The organism is Streptomyces sp. NPDC057694 (assembly GCF_042799415.1).
Taxonomy (GTDB): Bacteria; Actinomycetota; Actinomycetes; order Streptomycetales; family Streptomycetaceae; genus Streptomyces.
This window is the reverse complement of sequence record NZ_JBHVIX010000019.1, coordinates 89388-112612: the sequence shown is the minus strand read 5'-3', so window position 1 is coordinate 112612 and position 23225 is coordinate 89388. Positions and strand designations below refer to the sequence as shown.

The window sequence follows — 23225 nt, the reverse complement described above, 5'->3', positions numbered from 1 at the left end:
GTCGCTGCCGCGCACCCCGCGGCAGTGGCAGGACTGTCATCAGACCCTGAATTCCTGCCAACTCTGAGGCACACTGGACGGCATGCTGAAGAACGTGGCCGCAGTGCTGCTCGACGGTGTGCATCCCTTCGAACTCGGCGTCGTCTGCGAGGTGTTCGGCCTCGACCGGGGTGACGCGGGACTGCCCGTGTACGACTTCGCGGTGGTCTCCGCCGAGAGCCCGTCCCTGACCACCCATGTCCCGGGCATGACGGTCTCCACCCCCTACGGCCTCGAACGGCTGGCGGAGGCCGACCTCATAGCGATCCCCTCGGCGGGGCGGCGGTTCGACGCCTACCCGCCGGAGCTGCTCGACGCGCTGCGGCAGGCGGTCGACCGGGGAGCGCGGGTGCTCAGCCTCTGCGCGGGCGTGTTCGTGCTGGGCGCCGCCGGACTGCTCGACGGCCGCCGCTGCGCGGTCCACTGGCGGTACGCGCGTCAGCTCGCCCGGCAGTTCCCGCGCACCCGGGTCGACCAGGACGTGCTGTACGTCGACGAGGGGCCGGTGATCACCTCGGCCGGCACCGCCGCCGGCATCGACGCCTGCCTGCACATCGTGCGCACCGAGCACGGCGCCGAGGTGGCCAACACGATCGCGCGGCGCATGGTCGTCCCGCCGCACCGCGACGGCGGCCAGGCCCAGTACGTGGAGCGGCCGCTGTCGGCGACGCGCTGCGACACCGTCGGCGAGGTGCTGGCCTGGATGGAGCGGCACCTGGCCGAGCCGGTGACCGTGGAGGAACTGGCGGCGCGGGCGCTCATGTCGCCGCGCACGTTCGCCCGCCGCTTCCTCCAGGAGACGGGCACCACGCCCTATCGCTGGCTGCTGCGTCAACGGGTGCTGTTCGCCCAGGAGTTGCTGGAGGGCACCGACGAGACGGTGGACGCGATCGCCGGGCGCGCCGGGTTCGGCAACGCCGCGGCGATGCGCCACCAGTTCATGAAGGTGCTCGGCACGACACCGAACGCCTTCCGCCGGACCTTCCGGGTGCGACTGGCGGGCTAGTCCCTATCGCGCCTCGACCCGCAGCAGCGCCCTCTTGGGCTGGAGCGTGATGCCCAGCTGCGGGGTCGGGTCCGTCTCCGGCACCTGCACGAACCGCCACTTGGCCACCAGCGTGCCCAGGGTCAGCGCCAGTTCGGTCATGCTGTAGTGATCGCCCGGGCACTTGCGGTTGCCGGTGCTGAAGGGCTGGTGCGCGATCTGCGCGGCCCGGGTGCGGCGCTCGGGCAGCCAGCGGTCGGGGTCGAAGTCGAGCGCGCCGTCGAACGAGCGCGGGTCGCGCTGCATCGCGTACGGGCTGTAGACGATGTCGGCCCCGGCCGGAATCCGGTACCCGCCGAGCTCGGTGTCGACGGCGGCGACCCGGGTGAATATCCAGGCCGCCGGTCGAATCCGCATCGACTCGGTGATGAGATTCCGCATATATGCGAGTTTCTCGAGGTCGTCGAATGCGACCGGCCTGCCACCCGTGACAGATTCAACTTCTTCGTACAACCGCCTTTCGTGCTCCGGGTGTTCGGCGAGGAGTTGCAGGGTCCACGACAGCGTCTTCGCGACATTCTCGGCGCCGGCCACGAGCAACGCGATGACTTGGTCGTGGACCTCTTGCTCGGTGACCAGTTCGCCGTTCTCGTCGCGGGACCGGAGCAATGTGGTGAGGAGCGCGTCCGCATTGCCTTCCGAAGCCACCGCTCCCCTTCGTTCAGCGATGATCTCGTCGACCAGCCGATGCAAATCGGCCAATGCCCGGTCGAATCGCCGATTGGCCGGAAGCGGCAGCCGGTAGAACGGGCCGACGGAGAGGATCATCCGCCGGTACATACCGCCGAAGACGGTGCCGAGGGCCGTGCACAGCAGCTCGGCGCGATCGTCCAGGGCCTCTGTGCACAGCAGCGAACGGGCCGCCGTGCGGGTCGCGGTACGGAACATCTCGGCCGCGATGTCGACGGTCTGCCCGTCGCGCAGCCCGTCGGAGGTGCGCTGTGCCTCCTCGGCCATCAGCACGCCGTACTCGGCGATCCGGTCCGGCCGGAACGCGGGCTGCAGGGCCCGGCGCTGGCGCCGGTGCCGCGCTCCGTTGCTGGTCGCCACGCCCTGGCCGAGCAGCACGCCGAGCGTGTCCCACAGGGCCCCGCCGACCAGGAAGTCCGGGCTGCGCAGCAGCCGTTCGACCAGTTCCGGGGAGTTCACCGCGTAGGCGTTCTTGGGGCCCAGCCTGATCCGCACCACCTCGCCGCCGTCGCGCAGCGAGGTGAGGAAGCCGAGCGGGTCGCGCAGCAGGTTCCAGGCATGGCCGACGAGCGGCGCGCCGCCGGGGGCGGGCGGCGGCGGCTTCGGCTCGGCCTCCGGTGTCTGTGCCGGATTCGGCAACGTGGATTCGATGGTCATGCGCGGTCACCCACCTGATCGGTCCGGGGCGTGTCGGTGATGTACGGCGGGGTGGCCCGGTCGTCCCAGGTGTCGACCTGATAGCGCCCCGATTCGTGATGGAACCAGTACACGGAACTGAACCAGTTCCGCATGTTCTCGACGCACGACCTGATGGCCGCCGCGAGCTCCTTTCCGTGCGGGCCGATATTCTCCGCGGCCACCGTGGTCCGCTCGATCTCCCGCTCCGCGGAGAGGAAATCGGAAACGGTTCCCTCGACCCTTCGGTGGACTTCCGTCACGGCCTCCCGCACGGAAATACCCTCATGCTTGATGAGGCTTATCCCGAGGTTGTGCAATTCCTGTCCCGCGAGTTCCTTGGGCAGCGAGCAGAGGTCGTTGTACCAGGCGGAGAAATCCTGGGTCGCGAGCGCTGCCCGCATGAATGCCTCGTTCTTCCGCACCCATGTGGGGAGTTCGTACTGGGCGACCGGTTCGAGCAGATCGATCCAGATCCAGTGTGCGAAAGTCCGCCGCCGCAGTCCGATGTATTCGTCGACCGTCGGCACGGTCCCGGTCATCCGGTTGCGGAACTCCTCGTCGTACGCGTCGATCACCACGTGGAAGTGGCGGGCGAACCGGGCGTCCCAGGACCTGCTCAGCCGGCCGTAGAACCGGTCGAAGCAGTCCGCGAAGCCCGCGACCAGTGGGTCCTGGTGGTCCAGGTGCAGCTTCGGGGCCTCGGTGGCCGCGTGCAACTGGACGGCGAGGCGCCGCCAGTTCGCCGTCCTGCCGTGGACCACGTCACGGTCGTGCCGGTCGTCCCAGGCGAAGAACCACGCGCTGAAGTCGGCTATCGCTTCGAGGAGGTCGTCGGGCGCGCCCATGTAATAACCGGCGACCAAGTCCGTGTAGCACAGGCCGTCGGCATATTTCGCCACCTTGTCGGCGGGCATGAGGCGCTTTTCGAGCAGCCAGGTACGGGTCGTCCCCTGAAGCTTTGGCCAATACGGATGCAGTTTGCGAGGAAACGCGTCCTCGATCACCGGTAGTGCCAGCGCCGGCGGTACTGCCGCATGTGGAGCATGTGGATAGGCAGGCACGAACAAACCCCTCTCTGTCGGCCGAAGGCGTACACCCCTCCCGCAGTGCCGGGCGCGCGCCGTTGCGTATCCCCGCGCTTTCTATTCAGCACCACAACTGACCGTTCTGGGAACGGATTTGCTCCCCTCACTACCCCTAGTCACCGGATTCGTCCCCTTACATGACCGGATCTGAATCTTGTTCGGCCGGTCCTGTTCGCACACGCGGGCGCACACCCGCTCGTGCGATCGCACGCCTGACCCGGCGGTCAGCGGGAACGCGAACGGCGCCTGGCCGGATTCATCCGTACCAGGCGCCGTTCGGGGCGATGAGAATCAGTCGTTCGCGACCACGGGGTAGCGCGGGGTGCCCTCTTCCATCTGCTTCAGGGCGTTCTTGCGCTCACGCTTCGACAGCCGGTCGATGTAGAGGTACCCGTACAGGTGGTCCGTCTCGTGCTGGAGGCAGCGCGCGAAGTAGCCGGTGCCGCGCACCGTGATGTCGTTGCCCTTCTCGTCCTGCCCGGTGACCACGGCGTAGTCGGGGCGCGCGAGTTCGGCGTACGCGGTCGGGACGGAGAGGCAGCCCTCGTTGGAGTCGTCGAGGCGACGCCGCTCGGCGGGCAGCTCCTGGAGCACCGGGTTGCAGACGACGCCGGTGTGGCGCACGCCGTCGTCGTCCGGGCAGTCGTACACGAAGACCTTGGCGCTCACGCCGATCTGGTTGGCCGCGAGGCCGACGCCCTCGGCGGTGTGCTGGCTGGCGAACATGTCGTCGACCAGCCGGGCCAGCTCGTCGTCGAACGCCGTGACGTCCGCGCACTCCTTGTGCAGCACCGGGTTCCCCACCACGGTGATCGGCCGGGACGTCCCCCGCTCCCGGTACGCCGCCTCACGGGCCTCGCAGTCCTCGGTGTCGACGACGAAACCCTCGTCGTCGACGGGGAGCACACCCGCGTGCTGCTTCTCGATGTCCTGCTGAGCCATGACGGACGTGAGCCTTCCTAGGGGATCGCGGTGGAACCTTTACAGGGTACGGGCAGTAGAGCCCCGCCAGGGGCGCGAGGAACTGCGCGACCAGCCACAACGAACCGTCAGACGGCAGCGAAGCTCAGCACACCTCTTCAAGATCCCGCCAGTCCCGCGAATCCGGCGAATCAGCGACCCACCCGTCGAGCAGCCCCCGCACCAGAGAAGCCGGCGCAGCCACGCCACACTCCCGCTCCGGCACCCACAGCTGCCCGTCGGTGCGGTGCCCCAGCGGCCCGGGATGCCCCGGCTCGCTGTGATCGTGCGGATCGAGGTGCTCCTCGTCGCCCTCGTCGGACGGCATCCGGGACTCCGAGCACATCCGGCACAGCAGCCGCACCGACGAGGACCAGTCCTCGGCGGCGAAGCCGGCGTCGGCGGCCAGCCGCTCCAGGGCGTCCCGGTCGGACTCGGTGGCGGCCTCCAGGAGCACGACCCAGGTGGGCACCGGCGAGGGCGCCCACAGCTCGATCTCGTCGAAGACCGGGAAGGAGTGTCCGGCGGCGGTGGTCCGCTCGCCGTGCGGCACCCCGTCGTGCAGCACGACCTCGCCCCAGCGCCGCCCGGAGGAGGGCAGCGGAATGGACAGCACCTCGATGCGCGCGGGGTCGAGCCTGCGCCCCCACACGACCTCGGCCTCGCCCTCCGGCGAGAGCCGCACCGCGGCGCTGCCGAGCTCCATGCCCGTCGGCTCACCGGAGGTGGTGGCGCCGCCGGGCACCCGCAGCCCGTACGCCTGCCAGGCCCGCCGCGCCAGCGGCCAGTCCTGGAGGGCGGTGGCGGCGATCCCGACGTTCCACCAGTCAGGGGCTCCGGTCTCCCGGTCCAGCAGGGCGACGGCGCGCAGTCCGGCCGTCCGCGCCTGCTCCCAGTCGTGCCGGAACTTGTGCAGCAGCGCGAGGTTGAACCAGGACTCGGAGAGCCACGGTTCGAGGTCGGCAGCGCGGGTCAGCAGCGCCCCCGCGTCCTCGTACCGTCCGTCCCCGATCAGCGTGAACGCACGATCTGTGGCCTGCCGCCACGAGGCGGAGGGCCGGTGCCGTCCCTTGCCGAAGATCCTCACGATTCCCGCCTGCCGATACTTGAGGCCCGTGCCCCCGGACCCCCTCTTTGGTCGCTCTTTTGCATCCAACCACGGACGGTCGGACACCCGCTCATTACCCATGGGTTACCCAGCCGACCCTAGGCTCAGACCGGGATGCGCCACCACCCTGGCCAGCGCCTCGACGACCTCCGGCTGGTACTCCCTGCCGGTGGCCAGACGCAGTCCTTCCAGGGCGGCGAGCGGTCCCTGGGGACCCGTTCCCCTGGCCATCTCGTCGTACGCGTTCGCTGTCCGCACAATCCGTGCGGTGAGTGGCTGTTCCCGGTACGGATCGGCCAGCCGCTCGACGACGACGGCCACCTGGGCGTCCACCCCGGTCTGCCGTACGACGGCGCCGCCGAGGAGTGCTATCCGGCGCTGCTGGGTGACGGGCAGGGTCGCGGTGGCGCCGTCCCGCACCGGGTCGACGAGCGAGAGCTGCCCGATGTCGTGCATCAGGGCCGCGTACTCCAGAACGGTCAGGTCCGGCCCGGAGAGCCCCATCTCGCGCCCTATGGCACGGCTCAGCGCCGCGACCCGGTGGGCGTGCCCGTGCGGGGTGTACCCGGCGATCTCGGTGGCGCGGGCCAGCGAGGCGATGGTCTGCCGGTACGTGGCCCGGACCGCGGAGTAGCGCCGGAAGGCCAGCTGAGTCAGGAGCAGCGGCAGGCTGATGACGGGCAGCGCCCACAGCCCGGCGACGGCCACGGCCAGCGCCAGCACGGCCCCGGTCGCGCCGACGGCGGTCCCGATGCCGAGCATGGCCCGCATCTCGTCGCGCAGCAGCGGGCCGAACGGCCAGCGGGTGCGCGCGTGCGCCATGGCCGCGGCGAGCACGGCGTCGCAGAGCCCGGTCAGCGCCAGCAGCGCGGCGACGAACAGCGCGTAGTACGCCCCGCCGCCGAACCACTCCTCGACCTTGCCCCGGTTGTACAGCGGCTGGAAACAGGCGGCGGCGAACCAGACGGTGAGCACCCGCCGCGCCATGTGGTCGAGCGAGGGCCCGCGGCCGCGTGCCACGTGCGGGACGCAGCCGGCGAGCGCGCCCGCCACGGTGACGGCGACGACCTGGAGCACCCCGTGGTGCGTGCTCTGTCCGGCCACCGACCCGAGCAGCGCGTACGCCAGCGCGCCCGCGGCCCCGAGCGGCGCGGACTCCCGGTCCCCGCCGCCGCCCCAGCGCGCCAGCTCCCCCACGGCGACCAGCACCCCGAAGGCCAGCGCGACCCCTCGCTCATCGAGCCCCCGCGAAACGGTGGCCCCGAACGCCACAAGGGCCAGCACCCCGGCAACGCAGTACACCCCGACGACGCCCCCCGCCCTGGGCGATCCGCCGCCGACCCGCGCCGCCTTGGGCGATCCGCCGCCAGGGGCGGCAGGGTGGGCAAGGCGGCCCCCAGCGCCGGGCGCGCCTTCTTCGGGCTCCTGCCGCGGCCCCCTCACCGCGCCGAAGCCCCGCGCAGCGGAACCGTCTCTGCCCGGGCGACCGGCACCCCGTCCGCCTCGTCCGCCGTCACCATCGGATGCCACCCCTCCCGGTCGAGCGCCCGCACCAGCGCCCCCACCATCACCGGATCGAACTGCGTCCCCGCGCACCGCTCCAGCTCCGCCACGGCGACCGGCACCGGCCGCGCCCGCGAGTACGTGCGCGTGGAGGTCATCGCGTCGAAGGCGTCGGCCACCGCCACGACCCGGGCGAACTCCGGGATCTGCGTGCCCACGAGCCCGTACGGGTATCCGCTGCCGTCCAGCCGCTCGTGGTGGTGCAGGATCGCGGCCCGCGCCTCCCCGAGGAAGCCGATGCCGCGCACCATCTCGTGCCCGTACTCCGGATGCAGCTCGATGACCTTGCGTTCCTCCGGAGTGAGGGGCCCGTCCTTGCGCAGCAGCCGCGTCGGCACACCGAGCTTGCCGACGTCGTGCAGGATCCCGGCGAACCGCAGCACCTCGGCCCGCTCGTCCGGCATCCCGAGCTCGCGGGCGATCATCATGGACGCCTGCCCGACCCGCTCGCTGTGCCCGCGCGTGTATCCGTCCTTGATGTCGACGGCCTGCACGAGGGCGCGGATGGTGGCCTGGTGGGCGGCGCGCTCCCGCTGGTACTGGGCGAACACCCAGCAGGAGATGCACATCGGCAGCACGACGAGCAGCGCGGCGACGGGCCCGTACGAACTCGCCCACAGCACCGCCATCATCAGCCCGGCCAGACCGTGCACGGCCACCGGTGCGAGGGAGCGCAGGAAGAGGCCGCGCCACGCGGTCCGCAGCGGGACCCGCTCGGCGACGGCGAGGATGCCCCCGTCGAGCACGGTGAGCACCGCGCAGAAGGCGAGCACGGCGGCGCCACCGGGCGCCAGCGCGTACGGGAACCGGGGCCCGGAGATCGCGTCGGGCCCGCCGAGCGCGCCGAAGACCTGCGCGGACGCCCATACGGCGACAGCGAGTTGGGCCGCTCTCCAGAGTCGGCGCAGCCACTTGGGCCGCTGCTCGACCTGGCCGAGCAGGGCCCCGGGGACGGCGACGAGCACCGCGGCCGACGGCGGCAGCAGAAACGCTCCTGCGAGCAGCACGGGATAGAACGTCCCCATGCCCCGCGGCCCGCGCCCGGCGAGCCCGCAGCCCACGTACACGCACGCGAGCAGCGCGACGGCGGGCCAGGAGGTACCGGAGGAGAACGCGGGCGCCGCGCAGAAGGCGCCCGCGCCCGCCGTCAGGAGCACATACGCACCGGCCATCGGCGGAACCGACCGCATGCCCAACTCCCTCCCCGTGACGTTCCGTTCACGGAGACCAGAGATTAGGGCGCGGGACGCGCCGTCAGGGCACCATCCCGTCGATTACCGGGACAGAGGGCCCTGGATTAGCACGATCGGGTGAACCAAGTGGCGTACGGACTCCCAACCACCACTGCGGGTGGGGCAGTTGGGTACGCCGATGGTCGGGAGGCCGGCCGGGCTCAGGCGAGCGGGGTGCCCTCTTCGGGCCCGCCCTGGCCGGAGCGGATCACTTCGATCCGCCCCATGACCTTGGCCCGCAGATCGCTGGGCACGTCGTCCGAGCCGCAGCACCGCTTGACCAGCTTCTTCACGGCCTGCTCCAGGCCGTACTTCTCCAGGCACGGGGAGCACTCCTCGAAGTGCACCTCGAACTTGGTGCAGTCGGAGTCCGGCATCTCATGATCAAGGAACTCATAGAGATGGTCGAGGACCTCACTGCAGTCCGTCTCGTGCGGCTCTCCGCAGCTCATGAGCCCGAGCCTTTCGCTTCGTTCGACTCTCCGGCGCCGGCCGGGACGAGCCCGCGGTCGCGGGCGTAGTCCTCGAGCATGCCGCGCAGCTGACGGCGGCCCCGGTGGAGCCGGGACATCACTGTCCCGATGGGTGTCCCCATGATGTCCGCGATCTCCTTGTACGCAAAGCCCTCTACGTCGGCCAGATAGACCGCGATGCGGAATTCCTCGGGGATCGCCTGCAGCGCGGACTTCACGTCCGAGTCCGGCAGGTGGTCGAGCGCCTGCGACTCGGCCGAGCGCAGACCGGTCGACATGTGCGACTCGGCGCGCGCCAGCTGCCAGTCCTCGATCTCCTCGGCGGCACTGCGCTGGGGCTCGCGCTGCTTCTTGCGGTACGAGTTGATGAAGGTGTTCGTCAGGATCCGGTACAGCCACGCCTTGAGGTTGGTGCCCTCACGGAACTGGTGGAACGACGCGTACGCCTTCGCGTACGTCTCCTGCACCAGGTCCTCCGCGTCCGCCGGATTGCGCGTCATCCGCAGCGCGGCCGAGTACATCTGGTCGAGGAACTCCAGCGCGTCCCGCTCGAAGCGCGCACTGCGCTCGGTGGCGGTCTCCGCCGGCTCGGGCCGCTCGTCGGGCTGGCCGTGTTCGGTCCCTGCGTCGGTCCCTGTGACCGGACCCACCTCCTCAAGCGACGTCGTGGAACCCGGGAAGGCTCCACCCGAATCGGAGGATAGACGACGATCCGGTCCGCCCGCCGCCCGAATAGGAGCGGTCTTGGCAGCCGTCAGCACGCTCCACTCCAGGTCAGGAGTGGTGCTGCGACTGGGGCAGATGGTCGAACCCATGCGGCGGACTTCCTCTCGTACGAATGGTGTGCACCGGTAATCGGCACAACAGTCGTCCCGCGCTCCACATTCCCGGGGCTCAGACGAGTGACCGGGTCCACGCGACGACCGCGTCGGTGATCGTGACGAGGGCCTCGTCCTGGCTCACGGGAGCGCGCTTGGGGACGGCGAAGCCGTGGTCGCCGTAGGGCACTTCGACCAGCTCGTAGAGCGGGGAGTCCGGGAACTCGGCGGGCTTGCCGAACGGGTCGTTGCCGCCCTGCACGACGAGGGTCGGCAGGCCGGCTCCGAGCAGTTCCTCCGCCCGGGACTTCTCCGGCTTGCCCGGCGGGTGCAGCGGGAAGCTCAGCGCGAGGACGGCCGTGGCGCCCAGCTCGGCGGCGGTGCGGCAGGCTACGCGGGCGCCGGCGCTTCTGCCCGAGGCGATCACCGGGAGGCCGGGCGCGCGCAGGGCGGGCCACAGGTCCCGCCAGCCTGCGTCGAGGGTCTTCGGGGCCGGGGCCACTTTCTTCCCGGCCACGCGCCAGGGCTGCTCCACCAGGGCGACGGTCACTCCGTGGGTGGGCAGGGTCGTGGCGAGGGCCTGCAGATCGCGGGCCTCGATGCCGCCCCCCGCGCCGTGGCTGGCCGCCAGGACCAGGTTCGGGTGCGCGGCGGGGTACCAGGTGACGCGGGCGTCGCCGGTTCGGGTGGACACAGTCTCGATTTCTGGGGTCACGCGATCATGGTGCCGGGTGGGAGCCGGGTTCGTCGGCTACGGCCCGGTGCCCTTTTCGCGCAGTTCCCCGCGCCCCTGAAGGGTTGACCTTCAGCTGACGGCCGGTGGGGGCTTGCCCCGGGTTGTCGGTCGACTGACGGCCGGTGGCCGCTTCTCGCGCAGTTCCCCGCGCCCCTGAGGCAGGCGCTGCGCGCCGCCTCCCCTCAGAGGCTGCGCTCCGCGCGCCTCCACACGAGACAGGGGGGCGCGCCTCCGCCTTGGCCAGGTGGCGCGCCTCGATGGAGGTAGCGCACGAAGTGCGCATCTCCAGGGGCGCGGGGAACTGCGCGAGAAGCGGCCACCGGCCCGCACCCGACCGACAACCCCACAAGGGGCGCGGGGAACTGCGCAACCAGCCACGACGCACCCCGCACTCGGCTAGAACAGCGTGCCCTCCTCCGGGCCCTCCAGCTCTGTCAGGAGTTCGGGGCCGTTGTTGCGGACATTGCTCACGGCGGTGGACACGGGATAGGCCCGCATCAGACCCTCCGGAGGCGGCGCCAGCAACCCCCGTACGTCCGAGACATCGGTCCGCGACGGATCGAGCCACGCATCCCACCGGTCCGGCGGCAGCATCAACGGCATCCGGGGATGAATGTCGGCGAGCGAGCGCGGCCCCTCCTTCGGCGCGACCCCGAGCGGAGCCGACTCGGCCTCAAGGGTGATCACGGAGCACGTCACCCACCAGGCCAGCGGATGCTCGTCCGGAAGCGTGCGGTCCCGCCAGAACTCGTACAGGCCCGCCATCGCGAAGACGGATCCGTCGGCCGGCGTCACGAAGTACGGCTGCTTGCGCGGCCGCTTCTTCTTGCCCTCGACCTCGAGATCACGCTCGGCGGACGCGGTCACCCACTCGTAATAGCCGTCGGCCGGAACGATGCAGCGCCGCGCGGCGAAGGCCCGCCGGTACGACGGCTTCTCGTGGACGGTCTCGCCCCGCGCGTTGATCATGCGGGCACCGCCCTCGGGCGTCTTCGCCCAGGACGGCACGAGCCCCCACTTCAACTTGCGCAGCTGGCGAACCGGACGGGGGCCCTCGGCGTCTTTCACGGGACGGTCGAGTACGGCGTAGACCTCTTTGGTCGGAGCCACGTTGAAGTCGGGCTCGAACGCCTCCTCCGGCTCCCACTTCTCGATCTCAAAGATTCCTGCGAGATCCTCGGGCCTACGACTCGATGCATACCGTCCGCACATACGTGCCACAGTGCCAGAAGCAAGCCCCTCACCGAACGGGAGCCCGGAAACACCATGGACGCCAGCCTCTGGGACCGGATCTTCGGAACCCAGTCCGACCCCGACACGTGGGTGGTGATCGCCACCGGCGTCGTCGCTCTCGCCGCGATCGTCCCGCACAACATCTGGCGGCTCTCCCGCAACGCCATCACCATCGCCCACGAGGGCGGCCACGGCCTGATCGCCCTGCTGATGGGCCGCCGCCTCGACGGCATCCGGCTGCACTCGGACACCAGCGGCCTGACCGTCAGCCGTGGCAAGCCGCACGGCCTCGGCATGATCCTGACGGCGGCCGCCGGGTACACGGCCCCGCCGCTGCTCGGCCTGGGCGGCGCCGCGCTGCTGGGCGCCGGGCACATCACACTGCTGCTGTGGCTGGCCACGGCCCTGCTGATCGCGATGCTGGTGATGATCAGGAACGCGTACGGGGTGCTCACGGTCGTGGTCTCGGGCGGCGCGTTCCTGCTGGTGTCCTGGCTGGCGGGGCCGCAGGTGCAGGCGGCGTTCGCCTACGCGGTGGTGTGGTTCCTGCTGCTGGGCGGCGTCCGTCCCGCGTTCGAGCTGCAGGCGAAGCGGCACAGGGGCGGGGCGGGCGACTCGGACGCGGACCAGCTCTCCCGCCTCACGCACGTCCCCGCGGGAATGTGGTTCTTTTTCTTCCACGCCGTCTCGCTGTGCTCACTGCTGGGCGGCGGTCGCTGGCTCCTGGGGCGGTGAACAGGTACCTCCGGATGCGCCCACTAAAGTAAAGGCATGACCACAGACCCCGCGCACACCGCACTCTGGCCCGCCCCTCTCGCGAGCGGCGCCGTCGACGCGACCGTCCAGGTGCCGGGGTCCAAATCCGTCACCAACCGGGCGCTCGTCCTCGCCGCCCTCGCCGCCGAGCCGGGCTGGCTGCGGCGTCCCCTGCGCTCGCGCGACACCCTGCTGATGGCGGGCGCCCTGCGCGCCATGGGCGTCGGCATCGAGGAAGGCGTGGGCCCCGACGGTTCCGGTGAGGCCTGGCGTGTCATCCCGTCGGGCCTGGCGGGCCCGGCCACGGTCGACGTCGGCAACGCGGGAACGGTCATGCGCTTCCTGCCGCCCGTCGCGGCGCTCGCCGACGGGCCGATCCGGTTCGACGGCGACCCCCGTTCGTACGAGCGTCCGCTGCACGGCGTGATCGACGCGCTGCGCGCGCTCGGCGCCCGCATCGACGACAAGAACCGGGGCGCGCTCCCCCTGACGGTGCACGGCGGCGGCGCGCTCGACGGCGGTCAGGTCGAGATCGACGCCTCGTCCTCGTCCCAGTTCGTGTCGGCCCTGCTGCTGTCGGCCCCGCGCTTCAACCAGGGCGTCGAGCTCCGCCACACCGGCGCGACGCTGCCCTCGATGCCGCACATCCGGATGACGGTCGACATGCTGCGCGCGGTCGGCGCCCAGGTGGACACCCCGGAGTCGGGCGGCGAGGCGAACGTGTGGCGGGTCACTCCCGGCGCCCTGCTCGGCCGGGACATCACCATCGAGCCGGACCTCTCCAACGCCCAGCCGTTCCTGGCCGCGGCGCTGATCACCGGCGGCTCGGTGACGATCCCCGACTGGCCGGCCCACACCACCCAGCCCGGCGACGCGCTGCGCGACATCTTCACCCGAATGGGCGGCAGCTGTGAGCTGACCGAGCGGGGCCTGGAGTTCACCGGCTCCGGCACCGTCCACGGCATCGACGTCGACCTGGGCGAGGTCGGCGAGCTGACCCCCGGCATCGCGGCCGTCGCCGCCCTGGCCGACGGCCCGTCCACCCTGCGCGGCGTCGCCCACCTGCGGCTGCACGAGACGGACCGCCTCGCCGCGCTCACAAAGGAGATCAACGAGCTGGGCGGTGACGTCACGGAGACCGCCGACGGCCTGCACATCCGCCCGCGCCGCCTGCACGGCGGGATCTTCCACACGTACGACGACCACCGCATGGCGACGGCGGGCGCGATCATCGGCCTGGCCGTGGAGGGCGTCCAGATCGAGAACGTGGCGACGACCGCGAAGACGCTGCCGGACTTCCCCGACATGTGGACCGGAATGCTCGGGACCGACCGGTCGTAGGGAACGTAACGCGATGCGCCGCTACGGCAAGAACACCGACGAGGACGACATCCGCCAGCGCCCCAACCGCAAGGGGAACCGGCCGCGGACGAACATCCGCCCCAAGCACGAGGACGCGGCGGAGGGCATGGTCCTCACCGTGGACCGGGGGCGGCTGACCGTCCTCATCGACGACATCCCGGTCACCGCGATGAAGGCCCGTGAGCTGGGCCGCAAGGCGGCGGTCGTGGGCGACCGGGTATCGGTCGTCGGCGACCTGACGGGCAAGAAGGACACGCTCGCCCGCATCGTCCGCATCGAGCCGCGCACGTCCGTCCTGCGCCGCACGGCGGACGACGACGACCCGTACGAGCGGGTGGTGGTGGCCAATGCGGACCAGCTCGCCGTCGTCACCGCGCTCGCCGACCCCGAGCCGCGCCCGCGCATGATCGACCGCTGTCTGGTCGCCGCGTTCGACGGCGGGCTCTCCCCGCTCCTGGTCCTCACCAAGTCGGACCTGGCGGACCCGGCCAAGATCCTCGATCTGTACGGGGATCTGGACATCCCCTACGTGGTCACCAGCCGCGAGGAGCTGGAGAACGGCACGGCCGTCGCGCGGGTGCGCGAGCAGCTCGACGGCAAGATCACCGCGTTCGTCGGGCACTCGGGCGTCGGCAAGACGACTCTGGTGAACGCGCTGGTCCCGGGCGACCGGCGGCGCTCCACGGGGCATGTCAACGCCGTCACCGGCCGCGGCCGGCACACCACCACGTCGGCGCTCGCGCTGCCCCTGTCGGGCGACGCGGGCTGGGTGGTCGACACTCCGGGCGTGCGCTCGTTCGGCCTGCACCACGTGGACCCGTCCCGCGTCATCCACGCCTTCCCCGACCTGGAGCCCGGTACGGAGAACTGCCCGCGCGCGTGCAGCCACGACGAGCCGGACTGCGCCCTGGACGCCTGGGTCGCGGAGGGGCACGCGGACCCGGCGCGGCTGTACTCACTGCGCCGGCTGCTCGCCACCCGGGAGCGCCGCGACGGCGACTGACCTGTGTCTTGTTTGCTGCCCCCGCGCCCAGGTAAAGGCATAATCGCACCGAGCCGGACGATCAGTGGGAACGCGGGAGGCACATCACATGGCGTGGCTGCTGGTCATCGTCGCGGGAATCCTGGAGACCGGGTTCGCGGTCTGTCTGAAGCTCTCGCACGGCTTCACCCGCCTGTGGCCGACGATCGCGTTCGCCTGCTTCGCGCTGGGCAGCTTCGGTCTGCTGACGCTGTCGTTGAAGAAGCTGGACGTGGGGCCCGCGTACGCGGTCTGGACGGGCATCGGGGCCGCCGGCACCGCCATCTACGGCATGATCTTCCTGGGTGACGTGGTGTCGACCCTGAAGATCGTCTCGATCAGCCTGGTCGTCGCAGGCGTGATCGGCCTCCAACTCTCCGGCTCCAGCCACTGACCCGTCACCCGGCACCCTTGGGCCCGTCGCCACCTGACGGCCGGTGGGGGGCCGGCCGCGCAGTTCCCCGCGCCCCTGGGCTGTCACCATTCCGCGGGCCGGTGGCCGCTTCTCGCGCAGTTCCCCGCGCCCCTAAGTAGTTCTCCGTCTACCGGCCGGTGGCCGCTTCTCGCGCAGTTCCCCGCCCCCCTCGGTAGTCATTCGTCCGCCGGCCGGTGGCCGCTTCTCGCGCAGTTCCCCGCGCCCCTGAGGCAGGCGCTGCGCGCCGCCTCCCCTCGGAGGCTGCGCTCCGCGCGCCTCTCGATGAGGGGCGGGGCGCGCCTCTCCTGCGGGAAGGGGCGCGCCGTCACCTCGAACAGGGGGGTGCGCCTCCCCCTCGGAAAAGAGCGCGCCTTCACCTTGGGCAGGGGGGCGCGCCTCTCCTGCAGGGTGGGTGGCGCGCCTCCGATGAGATGCCGCACGAAGTGCGCATCTCAGGGGCGCGGGGAACTGCGCGAGAAGCGGCCACCGGCCCGCGCACGACCGTCAACCCCGCAAGGGGCGCGGGGAACTGCGCGAGAAGCCCCACCGGCCCGCGCACGACCGACCACCCCACAAGGGGCGCGGGGAACTGCGCGACCGGCCGCACTCAACCGGCACCCGACAGCACACCCGGAAAGTGACACGCCACCCCCGACTCCCCCACCCCGGGCGGAGCCTCCCCCTCGCAGCGCCCCCGCTGAACCTCCCCCAGCCCCGCGTACACCGGACACCGCCCCCGGAACGAACACCCCTCCCACCGCTCGGTAGGACTCGGCGGATCCCCCGCCAGAAGGATCCGCCCGCGCCGCCGCTCCCGCTCCCTGCCGGGATCCGGCACCGGCACCGCCGACAGCAGCGCCTGCGTGTACGGATGCGCGGGCCGCTCGAAGACGTCCTCGACGGTCCCGGACTCCACGGTCCGCCCCAGGTACACCACGCTCACCCGGTCCGCGATGTGCCGTACGACGGACAGGTCGTGGGAGACGAAGAGATAGGCGAGCCCCAGCTCCCCCTTCAGCCGGCGCAGCAGATTGAGCACACCCGCCTGCACGGACACGTCCAGCGCGGAGACCGGTTCGTCGAGGACCAGCAGCTCCGGCTCCACCGACAGCGCCCGGGCGATCCCGATCCGCTGGCGCTGCCCGCCGGAGAACTGGTGCGGATAGCGTTCGGCGTGCGCCGGGTCGAGCCCCACGAGCTCCAGGAGTTCCGGCCCGCGCCGTGCGGCCCCCGCCCGGCCCACCCCCTGCGCGCGCAGCGGCTCGGTGACGATGTCGCCGACCGGCATGCGCGGGTCGAGCGAGGCCATGGGGTCCTGGAAGACGATCTGCACGCGCCGCCGCAGCGCCCGCACCTCGGCCTTGCCGAGCGCGCCGACCGGCTGCCCGAAGAGTTCGACGGAGCCGGCCTCGGGCCGTCGCAGCTCCATCAGCTCGAACAGGGTCGTCGACTTGCCCGACCCGGACTCCCCGACCACCGCCAGGGTCTCGCCGCGCGCGATGTCGAGGTCGACGCCGTCGACGGCGTACACGCTGCCCACGCGCCGCTTGAAGGCGGTCCCCTTGAACACGGGGAACGTCTTCGTCAGCCCGCGCACCTTCAGCACGGCCTCCCCGTCCGCAGCGCGCCCGGCGCCGGGCGCCGGCAGCCCGGGCACCGGGAACACGTCCCGCGGCGCGGCCCCGGCCAACTCCTGAGACCGCACGCAGGCCGCCGCGTGCCGCTCCCCCACGGCCAGGAGCGCGGGCACGGCCTCCCGGCAGCGCTCCTCGGCGAGCGGGCACCGCGCGGCGAACGCGCACCCGGCCACCGCAGCCCCGGCACCCGGCGCGACCCCCGGCACCGGCACCAGCACGTCCGCGGCCCCGTCGATCCGCGGCACCGCGCCGAGCAGCCCCAGCGTGTACGGCATCGCGGGCGCCCCGAACACGTCGTCGACGGGCCCGGTCTCCACCACCCGGCCCGCGTACATGACGGCCACCCGGTCGGCGGTCCCGGCGATCACCCCGAGGTCGTGGCTGACCAGGACGAGGGCGGCGCCGGTCTCGCGCTGCGCGGTGCGCAGCACGTCCAGGATCTGCGCCTGGATGGTGACGTCGAGGGCCGTGGTGGGTTCGTCGGCGACGATGACGTCGGGGTCGTTCGCCATGGCCATCGCGATCATCGCGCGCTGCCGCATGCCTCCGGAGAACTCGTGCGGGTAGGCGTCGGCCCGCTCCCGGGCGCGCGGGATGCCGACCAATTCGAGGAGGCCGACGGCCCGTTCGCGCGCCTGCTCGCGGGAGACGTCCCGGTGGGCGCGGACCGCCTCGGCGATCTGGTCGCCGATCCGGTACACGGGCGTGAACGCGGACAGCGGGTCCTGGAAGACCATGCCGATCCGGGCGCCGCGCACCCGGGACAGCTCCCGGTCCGAGGCGCCGACCAGCTCCTGTCCGTCGAGGCGCACTGATCCCCGTACGGAAGCGTTCGCCGGCAGCAGACCGAGCAGGGCCAGCGCGGTGGCCGACTTGCCCGAGCCCGACTCCCCCACGAGGCCGAGGACTTCGCCGCGTTCGAGGTGCAGGTCCACTCCCCGTACCGCCGCCTTGCCGTCGAACTCGACGTGCAGTCCGGTCACTTCAAGCAGCACGGCGCGCGCCCTTTCCCGAGGCGGACGGATCGAGCGCGTCGCGCAGCCCGTCGCCCACCAGATTCACCGCGAGGACGAAGACGATCAGCAGGCCCGCCGGGAAGAAGAACATCCAGGGGTAGGTGATCGCGGCCCCGGTCGTCGACGCGATCAGCGTGCCGAGCGAGACGTCCGGCGGCTGGACGCCGAACCCGAAGTAGGACAGTGCCGTCTCGCTCATGACCGCGCCGCCGACCGCGATGGTGGCGTCGATGATGAGGAACGAGGCGATGTTCGGCAGCACGTGGCGCAGGATCACCGTGAAGGGCCCTACGCCCATGTACCTTGCCGCGCGCACGAATTCGCGTTCCTTGAGGGAGACGGTCATGGACCGCACGACCCGCGCCGTGATCATCCAGCCGAACACCGCGAGCAGTCCCACGAACGCGAACCAGCCGGCGCCGCGCAGCCGTGGCGAGACGATCGCGATGATGAGGAAGGACGGGAAGACCAGGAGCAGGTCGACGAGGAACATCAGCAGCCGGTCGGACCAGCCGCCGAAGTAGCCCGCGCACGCCCCGACCAGCGCGGCGAGCCCGGTGGCGAACAGGGCCACGAGGACCCCGATGACGAGGGACTTCTGGAGTCCGCGCACGGTCTGCGCGAAGACGTCCTGGCCGATGCGGTTGGTGCCCCACCAGTGGTCGGCCGAGGGGCCCTCGCGCAGCGCCGTGTAGTCGACGGTGCTGTACGTCCAGGAGGTGAGGTGCGGGCCGAGCACGGCGAGGGCGACGAGGAGCAGCAGGACGCAGGCGCCGGCGAGAGCGCCGCGGTTGCGCAGGAAGCGGCGGGCGACGACGGAGGCCCGGCCGCGGGGGCGGGCGAGCGGCGCGTTCTCCACAGGTATGGCTGTCATGGCAGGCGATCACTCAGGCGCGGCGCACGCGCGGGTCGAGGGCGGCGTGCAGCGCGTCGGCGAGGAAGCCGGACAGCAGCACGACGACGGCGGCGAAGACATTGACGGCGACGACGGAGTTGACGTCGTTCTTGCCGATGGAGGAGACGAACCACTCGCCCATGCCGTGCCAGCCGAAGATCGTCTCGGTGAAGGTGGCGCCGGTGAACAGGGCGAGGAACCCGTAGCTGAAGAACGTCGACATGGGGATGAGGGCGGTGCGCAGTCCGTGCTTGAGCAGGGCCGCGCGGTGGGTGAGGCCCTTGGCGCGGGCCGTGCGCAGATAGTCGGCGCCGAGCACGTCGAGCATCGCCGAGCGCTGGTAGCGGCTGTAGCTCGCGATGGCGCCGAGCGCGATGGAGACCGTCGGCAGCAGGAGGTGCACCGAGCGGTCCTTGAGCACGGCCCAGAAGCCGGAGTCGACGCCGGGGCTCTTCTCGCCGGTGAACTGGATGACGTCCGTGCCGGTCCGCTGGTTGAACCAGATCGCGCCGATCTTGAGCAGAACGGCCAGCAGGAACACGGGAGTCGACAGCAGCGCGAAGGAGGTCAGCGTCAGCGCGCGGTCGGAGAGCCGGTACTGGCGCACCGCCGTCCACGCCCCGGCCGCCACCCCGAGCACGGTGCCCGCGACCGTGCCGAGCAGCAGCAGGCGCAGGCTCACCCCGATCCGACGCCCGAACTCGGCGCTCACCGACGAGCCGTCGATGGTCCGTCCCAGATCACCGCGGACGGCGTGCCCGGCCCAGGTCAGGAAGCGGTCGAGGAGCGGCTTGTGGTCGTTGACGCCGATCGCGGTCAGGTGGTGTTCGACGGAGGCGCTGGACAGCGGGGGCTGGCGGCCCTCGTAGTAGGCGCGCGGGTCCAGGGCCAGCGAGGCCAGGAGGTACGACAGACAGATGGCGACGGCGAGCAGGACGACGTAGTAGCCGATCCGCTTGCCCAGATAGCCCCACACCTGTTCGTCCTCCGTTTGTGCAGGTCACCGGCTTACCGCTCCAGCATGATCGCGGTTTGTTGCTGCGTCATGAAGAGCACATGTCATCTCCCGGGAGCCCTTCCACGGGCGTCGTCGGCAGGCTTACGGTCCCGTCGACCGTGGCCGCACCCCTGGCCGCGCCCGACCCGGAGGAACCCCCATGCGCAGATCCACCGTCACCGCCCTCGCCGCCGCCCTGTCGGCCAGCCTGGTGCTGGCGGGCTGCGGGTCCTCCGACGACGGCAAGCCGGTCAAGAAGCAGGCCGCCCCGGCGGCCGACGGGCAGGACGTCAACGCCCACCCGGTGAGCGATCTGAAGCAGGGCGGGACGCTGAAGACGTACATCACGCAGTGGCCCGTGCAGTACAACGTGAACACGCCCGACGGCGCCCAGGGCGACACCCAGGAGATCGTCGGCGCGATCCTGCCGGACCTCTTCGACTCCGACGCGAAGGGCGCCGTCCACGCCAACCCGGACTTCCTGGCCTCGGCGAAGGTCGTCTCGAACGACCCGCAGATCGTCGAGTACGAGCTGAACCCGAAGGCGAAGTGGACCGACGGAACACCACTGAGCTGGAAGGACTTCGCCTCCCAGTGGAAGGCGCAGAGCGGCGTGAACAAGGCGTACGAGGTGGCGGACACCTCCGGCTACGACCAGATCTCCAAGGTCGAGCAGGGCAAGGACGCCCACGGTGTCCGCATCACCTTCGACCAGCCGTACGCGGACTGGCAGCGGCTGTTCGACCCGCTGTACCCGGCGGCGTACACGAGCACGCCGAAGAAGTTCAACGCGGCCTGGCAGGAGAAGGTGCCGGTCTCCGGCAACGCCTTCAAGATCAAGTCGTACGACAAGACGGCGCAGACCGTCACGATCGTGCCCGACCCCAAGTGGTGGGGCGCCAAGCCCCGGCTGGACTCCGTCGTCTACCGCGTCATCGACTTCACGGCGACCACCGAGGCGTACCTGAACAAGGAGATCGACTTCGCGACCGCGCTGCTGCCGGAGGACTACAAGCGCCTGGTGAAGGCGTCCGGCACGGACATCCGGCGCGGCGCCCGCTGGGACGAGGTGCACATCGCCCTGAACGGCGCGCACGGTCCGCTGAAGGACGTACGGGTGCGCCAGGCGCTCGGCAACGCGATCGACCGCAAGGGCATCAACGCGGCGTTCAGCAAGGACCTCTCCTTCGAGCTGAAGCCGCTCGACAACCACTTCTTCATGCCCAACCAGGAGGGCTACCGGAACAACGCGGGTGAGTACGGGACGTACGACCCGGAGAAGGCCGGCAAGCTCCTCGACGCGGCCGGCTGGAAGTCGGCCGGTGAGGGCGAGCCGCGCACCAAGGGCGGCAAGCAGCTCACCCTGGAGTACACGCTGAGCGCGGGCAGCACCTCGGCGCAGTTCGACCAGGCGGAGCTGGTGCAGCAGCAGCTGGCCGCGGTCGGCATCAAGATCACGCTGAAGAAGGTCCCGGCGAACGACTTCTTCCCGAAGTTCGTGAACACCGGCAACTTCGACCTCACGAGCTTCCGCAACGTGGACGCGGTGTTCAAGTCGACCATCGTGCCCACGTTCCTCCAGCCGCAGGGCAAGAACCTGCTGCAGAACTACGGTTCGATCGGTTCCCCGAAGGTCGACGCCCTGCTGAAGAAGGCGCAGCGGACCACCGACACCGCCGAGGCGAACAAGCTCTACAACGACGCCGACAGGGAGCTGTGGAAGCTCGGCCACTCCATCGAGCTGTACCAGCGCCCGCAGATCCTCGCCGTCCGCTCGGGCCTCGCGAACTACGGCGCCGAGGGCCTGGCCAGCAGCGACTACACGAAGATCGGCTGGCTCAAGTAGTCAGCCCGCGTGAGCGGTCAAGCGGTCCGCGGCCGCAGGGCGTCCCGCACGAGGCGCCCTGCCCCGCCCTCCCCCGGCGGCACCAGCACGCACGACATCGCGAGGCGGACGGCCAGCTCGCAGTCCCGCGCGAGCGCCTCGGACTCGGTCATGGGCGCGCCCGGCGTCCCCAGCGCGGCCAGGCACCGGTCGCGGACGGCGGAGACGAAGTCGGCGGGGGCGGGCAGCGGCCCGTCCGCGCGGCGCTGCGCGGGCACGGCGGAGGAGGAGGGCACCGCGGAGAGCGTCGGCGAGGGCAGCCGCTCGCTCCAGCAGCCGGTGAGCGCGGCCCGCACCAGCGGATTGCGCCGCGCCGCGGTCACCGTCCACTCGGCGACCGCGTCGAGCCCGCCCTCCTTCAGGGCCCGGTCGACGCCCGCGAGATAGGCGTCGGCCTCCCGGCGCACGAGCGCCCGCGCGAGCCCTTCCTTGCTGCCGAACTCGTTGTAGAGGGTCTGCCGGGACACCCCGGCGACCGCCGCCACGTCCACCATCCGCACGCCGCCCCAGGGACGCCGCGCGAGCGCCGTATAGGCCGCGTCCAACAAGGATTCCCGCGCTGCAGGCATCGTCGCCTCCCGGGGCCGCCGTGTGTTCTACGGCTCGTTTCGCCAGAGTTGACGGGCTTGTCCGCACTGTCAATAGTCCGCGCGCCCGCGGTGGGGGCCGTTCCGGCCAGGGTCCGTCGTCGGACTCCCCTCGTCGCCGGGAGGGCAGCCCCCGGGGCCCTGTGGCCGAGAGCCGATCACGGTCGCTACTGTGCAGTCATGCCCGACTACCACGATGATCTGCGGCTCGCCCACGTCCTCGCCGACTCGGCCGACGCCACGACCATGGCCCGCTTCAAGGCCCTCGACCTGAAGGTCGAGACGAAGCCGGACATGACGCCGGTGAGCGAGGCCGACAAGGCCGCCGAGGAGCTGATCCGTGGCAACCTCCAGCGGGCCAGGCCGCGCGACGCGATCCTCGGCGAGGAGTACGGCGTCGAGGGCACGGGACCGCGCCGCTGGGTGATCGACCCGATCGACGGCACGAAGAACTACGTACGCGGCGTGCCGGTCTGGGCCACCCTGATCTCCCTCATGGAGGCGGGCGAGGGCGGTTTCCAGCCGGTGGTCGGCGTCGTGTCGGCCCCCGCGCTCGGCAGGCGCTGGTGGGCGGCGAAGGGCGCGGGCGCGTACACCGGGCGCAGCCTGACCTCCGCGAGCCGGCTGCACGTGTCCAATGTGGGCCGCATGGCCGACGCCTCCTTCGCGTACTCCTCGCTGAGCGGCTGGGAGGAGCAGGGCCGGCTCGACGGGTTCCTGGGCCTGACCCGGTCGGTCTGGCGCACGCGCGGCTACGGCGACTTCTGGCCGTACATGATGGTGGCCGAGGGCTCGATCGACATCTGCGCTGAGCCCGAGCTCTCCCTGTGGGACATGGCGGCGACCGCGATCGTGGTGACGGAGGCTGGCGGCTCCTTCACCGGGCTCGACGGGCGCCCGGGCCCGCACAGCGGCAACGCGGCGGCGTCGAACGGTCTGCTGCACGACGAGATGCTGAGCCACCTCAACGCCCGCTGACCGGATCTCCGTCGCG

At 71.3% G+C, this 23225-nt stretch carries 21 protein-coding genes; 7 read left to right on the top strand and 14 right to left on the bottom strand.

Features of this window, described 5'->3' with window-relative positions; genetic code table 11:
• Positions 1-82: 82 nt before the first annotated feature.
• Positions 83-1045: a helix-turn-helix domain-containing protein gene (locus ACFVDP_RS31800; protein WP_383497347.1), complete on the top strand. Its 963-nt coding sequence runs from the start codon at positions 83-85 to the stop codon at positions 1043-1045.
• Between the two features lie 3 nt (positions 1046-1048).
• On the opposite strand, the gene ACFVDP_RS31795 is transcribed toward ACFVDP_RS31800, so the two are convergent.
• From ACFVDP_RS31795 to ACFVDP_RS31750, 10 genes are all read right to left on the bottom strand, one after another.
• On the bottom strand, positions 1049-2431 hold the full coding sequence (locus ACFVDP_RS31795; RefSeq protein WP_383497344.1) for a cytochrome P450: 1383 nt from the start codon (positions 2429-2431) through the stop codon (positions 1049-1051).
• Positions 2428-3366 (bottom strand): multidrug MFS transporter, encoded by a 939-nt coding sequence (locus tag ACFVDP_RS31790; protein ID WP_383497342.1) that lies wholly within the window; start codon positions 3364-3366, stop codon positions 2428-2430. Before ACFVDP_RS31790 ends, ACFVDP_RS31795 begins: the two co-directional genes overlap by 4 nt.
• A gap of 462 nt (positions 3367-3828) precedes the next feature.
• The gene (gene def / locus ACFVDP_RS31785) at positions 3829-4479 is read right to left on the bottom strand and encodes a peptide deformylase (protein ID WP_383497340.1); all 651 of its coding nucleotides are present in this window, start codon (positions 4477-4479) and stop codon (positions 3829-3831) included.
• Between the two features lie 124 nt (positions 4480-4603).
• Entirely contained in the window at positions 4604-5584 is a 981-nt protein-coding gene (locus ACFVDP_RS31780; RefSeq protein WP_383497338.1) for a tetratricopeptide repeat protein, read from the bottom strand.
• A gap of 105 nt (positions 5585-5689) precedes the next feature.
• Positions 5690-6889, bottom strand: a complete 1200-nt coding sequence (locus ACFVDP_RS31775) for an HD-GYP domain-containing protein (protein ID WP_383497336.1) — start codon at positions 6887-6889, stop codon at positions 5690-5692.
• 155 nt (positions 6890-7044) lie between these two features.
• Positions 7045-8358 (bottom strand): HD-GYP domain-containing protein, encoded by a 1314-nt coding sequence (locus ACFVDP_RS31770; protein WP_383497333.1) that lies wholly within the window; start codon positions 8356-8358, stop codon positions 7045-7047.
• 203 nt (positions 8359-8561) lie between these two features.
• Positions 8562-8852 carry a mycothiol system anti-sigma-R factor gene (gene rsrA, locus ACFVDP_RS31765; protein WP_383497331.1) on the bottom strand — a complete coding sequence of 97 codons (291 nt, stop codon included), beginning with the start codon at positions 8850-8852 and terminating at the stop codon, positions 8562-8564.
• Positions 8849-9523, bottom strand: a complete 675-nt coding sequence (gene sigR / locus ACFVDP_RS31760) for an RNA polymerase sigma factor SigR (RefSeq protein WP_351451648.1) — start codon at positions 9521-9523, stop codon at positions 8849-8851. The genes rsrA and sigR overlap by 4 nt, the downstream gene beginning before the upstream one ends.
• Before the next feature lie 244 nt (positions 9524-9767).
• Positions 9768-10406: an alpha/beta family hydrolase gene (locus ACFVDP_RS31755; protein ID WP_383497329.1), complete on the bottom strand. Its 639-nt coding sequence runs from the start codon at positions 10404-10406 to the stop codon at positions 9768-9770.
• 417 nt (positions 10407-10823) lie between these two features.
• Positions 10824-11639: an SOS response-associated peptidase gene (locus ACFVDP_RS31750; protein ID WP_383497327.1), complete on the bottom strand. Its 816-nt coding sequence runs from the start codon at positions 11637-11639 to the stop codon at positions 10824-10826.
• Positions 11640-11693: 54 nt separating this feature from the next.
• Between ACFVDP_RS31750 and ACFVDP_RS31745 the strand changes: the two genes are divergently transcribed.
• From ACFVDP_RS31745 to ACFVDP_RS31730, 4 genes are all read left to right on the top strand, one after another.
• Complete coding sequence (locus ACFVDP_RS31745) at positions 11694-12395, top strand: M50 family metallopeptidase (protein ID WP_383497325.1); 702 nt, start codon at positions 11694-11696, stop codon at positions 12393-12395.
• Between the two features lie 36 nt (positions 12396-12431).
• Positions 12432-13757: a 3-phosphoshikimate 1-carboxyvinyltransferase gene (gene aroA / locus ACFVDP_RS31740; RefSeq protein ID WP_383497323.1), complete on the top strand. Its 1326-nt coding sequence runs from the start codon at positions 12432-12434 to the stop codon at positions 13755-13757.
• A gap of 13 nt (positions 13758-13770) precedes the next feature.
• A complete protein-coding gene (gene rsgA / locus ACFVDP_RS31735; protein ID WP_383497321.1) occupies positions 13771-14781 on the top strand; it encodes a ribosome small subunit-dependent GTPase A in 1011 nt (336 codons plus the stop codon).
• 88 nt (positions 14782-14869) lie between these two features.
• Entirely contained in the window at positions 14870-15193 is a 324-nt protein-coding gene (locus ACFVDP_RS31730; RefSeq protein ID WP_383497319.1) for a DMT family transporter, read from the top strand.
• A gap of 628 nt (positions 15194-15821) precedes the next feature.
• Here ACFVDP_RS31730 and ACFVDP_RS31725 read toward each other — a convergent pair.
• Genes ACFVDP_RS31725 through ACFVDP_RS31715 form a run of 3 tightly spaced genes read right to left on the bottom strand, consistent with a single transcriptional unit; the run spans position 15822 to position 19738 of the window.
• Positions 15822-17843 (bottom strand): dipeptide ABC transporter ATP-binding protein, encoded by a 2022-nt coding sequence (locus ACFVDP_RS31725; protein WP_383497450.1) that lies wholly within the window; start codon positions 17841-17843, stop codon positions 15822-15824.
• Positions 17836-18741 carry an ABC transporter permease gene (locus tag ACFVDP_RS31720; RefSeq protein ID WP_383497317.1) on the bottom strand — a complete coding sequence of 302 codons (906 nt, stop codon included), beginning with the start codon at positions 18739-18741 and terminating at the stop codon, positions 17836-17838. The genes ACFVDP_RS31725 and ACFVDP_RS31720 overlap by 8 nt, the downstream gene beginning before the upstream one ends.
• Before the next feature lie 13 nt (positions 18742-18754).
• A complete protein-coding gene (locus ACFVDP_RS31715) occupies positions 18755-19738 on the bottom strand; it encodes an ABC transporter permease (RefSeq protein WP_383497315.1) in 984 nt (327 codons plus the stop codon).
• 181 nt (positions 19739-19919) lie between these two features.
• Here ACFVDP_RS31715 and ACFVDP_RS31710 point away from each other — a divergent pair, with 181 nt between their 5' ends.
• Entirely contained in the window at positions 19920-21605 is a 1686-nt protein-coding gene (locus ACFVDP_RS31710; protein WP_383497313.1) for an ABC transporter family substrate-binding protein, read from the top strand.
• Between the two features lie 17 nt (positions 21606-21622).
• Here ACFVDP_RS31710 and ACFVDP_RS31705 read toward each other — a convergent pair whose 3' ends face one another.
• On the bottom strand, positions 21623-22213 hold the full coding sequence (locus tag ACFVDP_RS31705) for a TetR/AcrR family transcriptional regulator (RefSeq protein WP_383497311.1): 591 nt from the start codon (positions 22211-22213) through the stop codon (positions 21623-21625).
• Between the two features lie 198 nt (positions 22214-22411).
• On the opposite strand from ACFVDP_RS31705, the gene hisN reads away from it, so the two are divergent.
• Entirely contained in the window at positions 22412-23209 is a 798-nt protein-coding gene (gene hisN / locus ACFVDP_RS31700; RefSeq protein WP_383497309.1) for a histidinol-phosphatase, read from the top strand.
• Positions 23210-23225 lie beyond the last annotated feature (16 nt).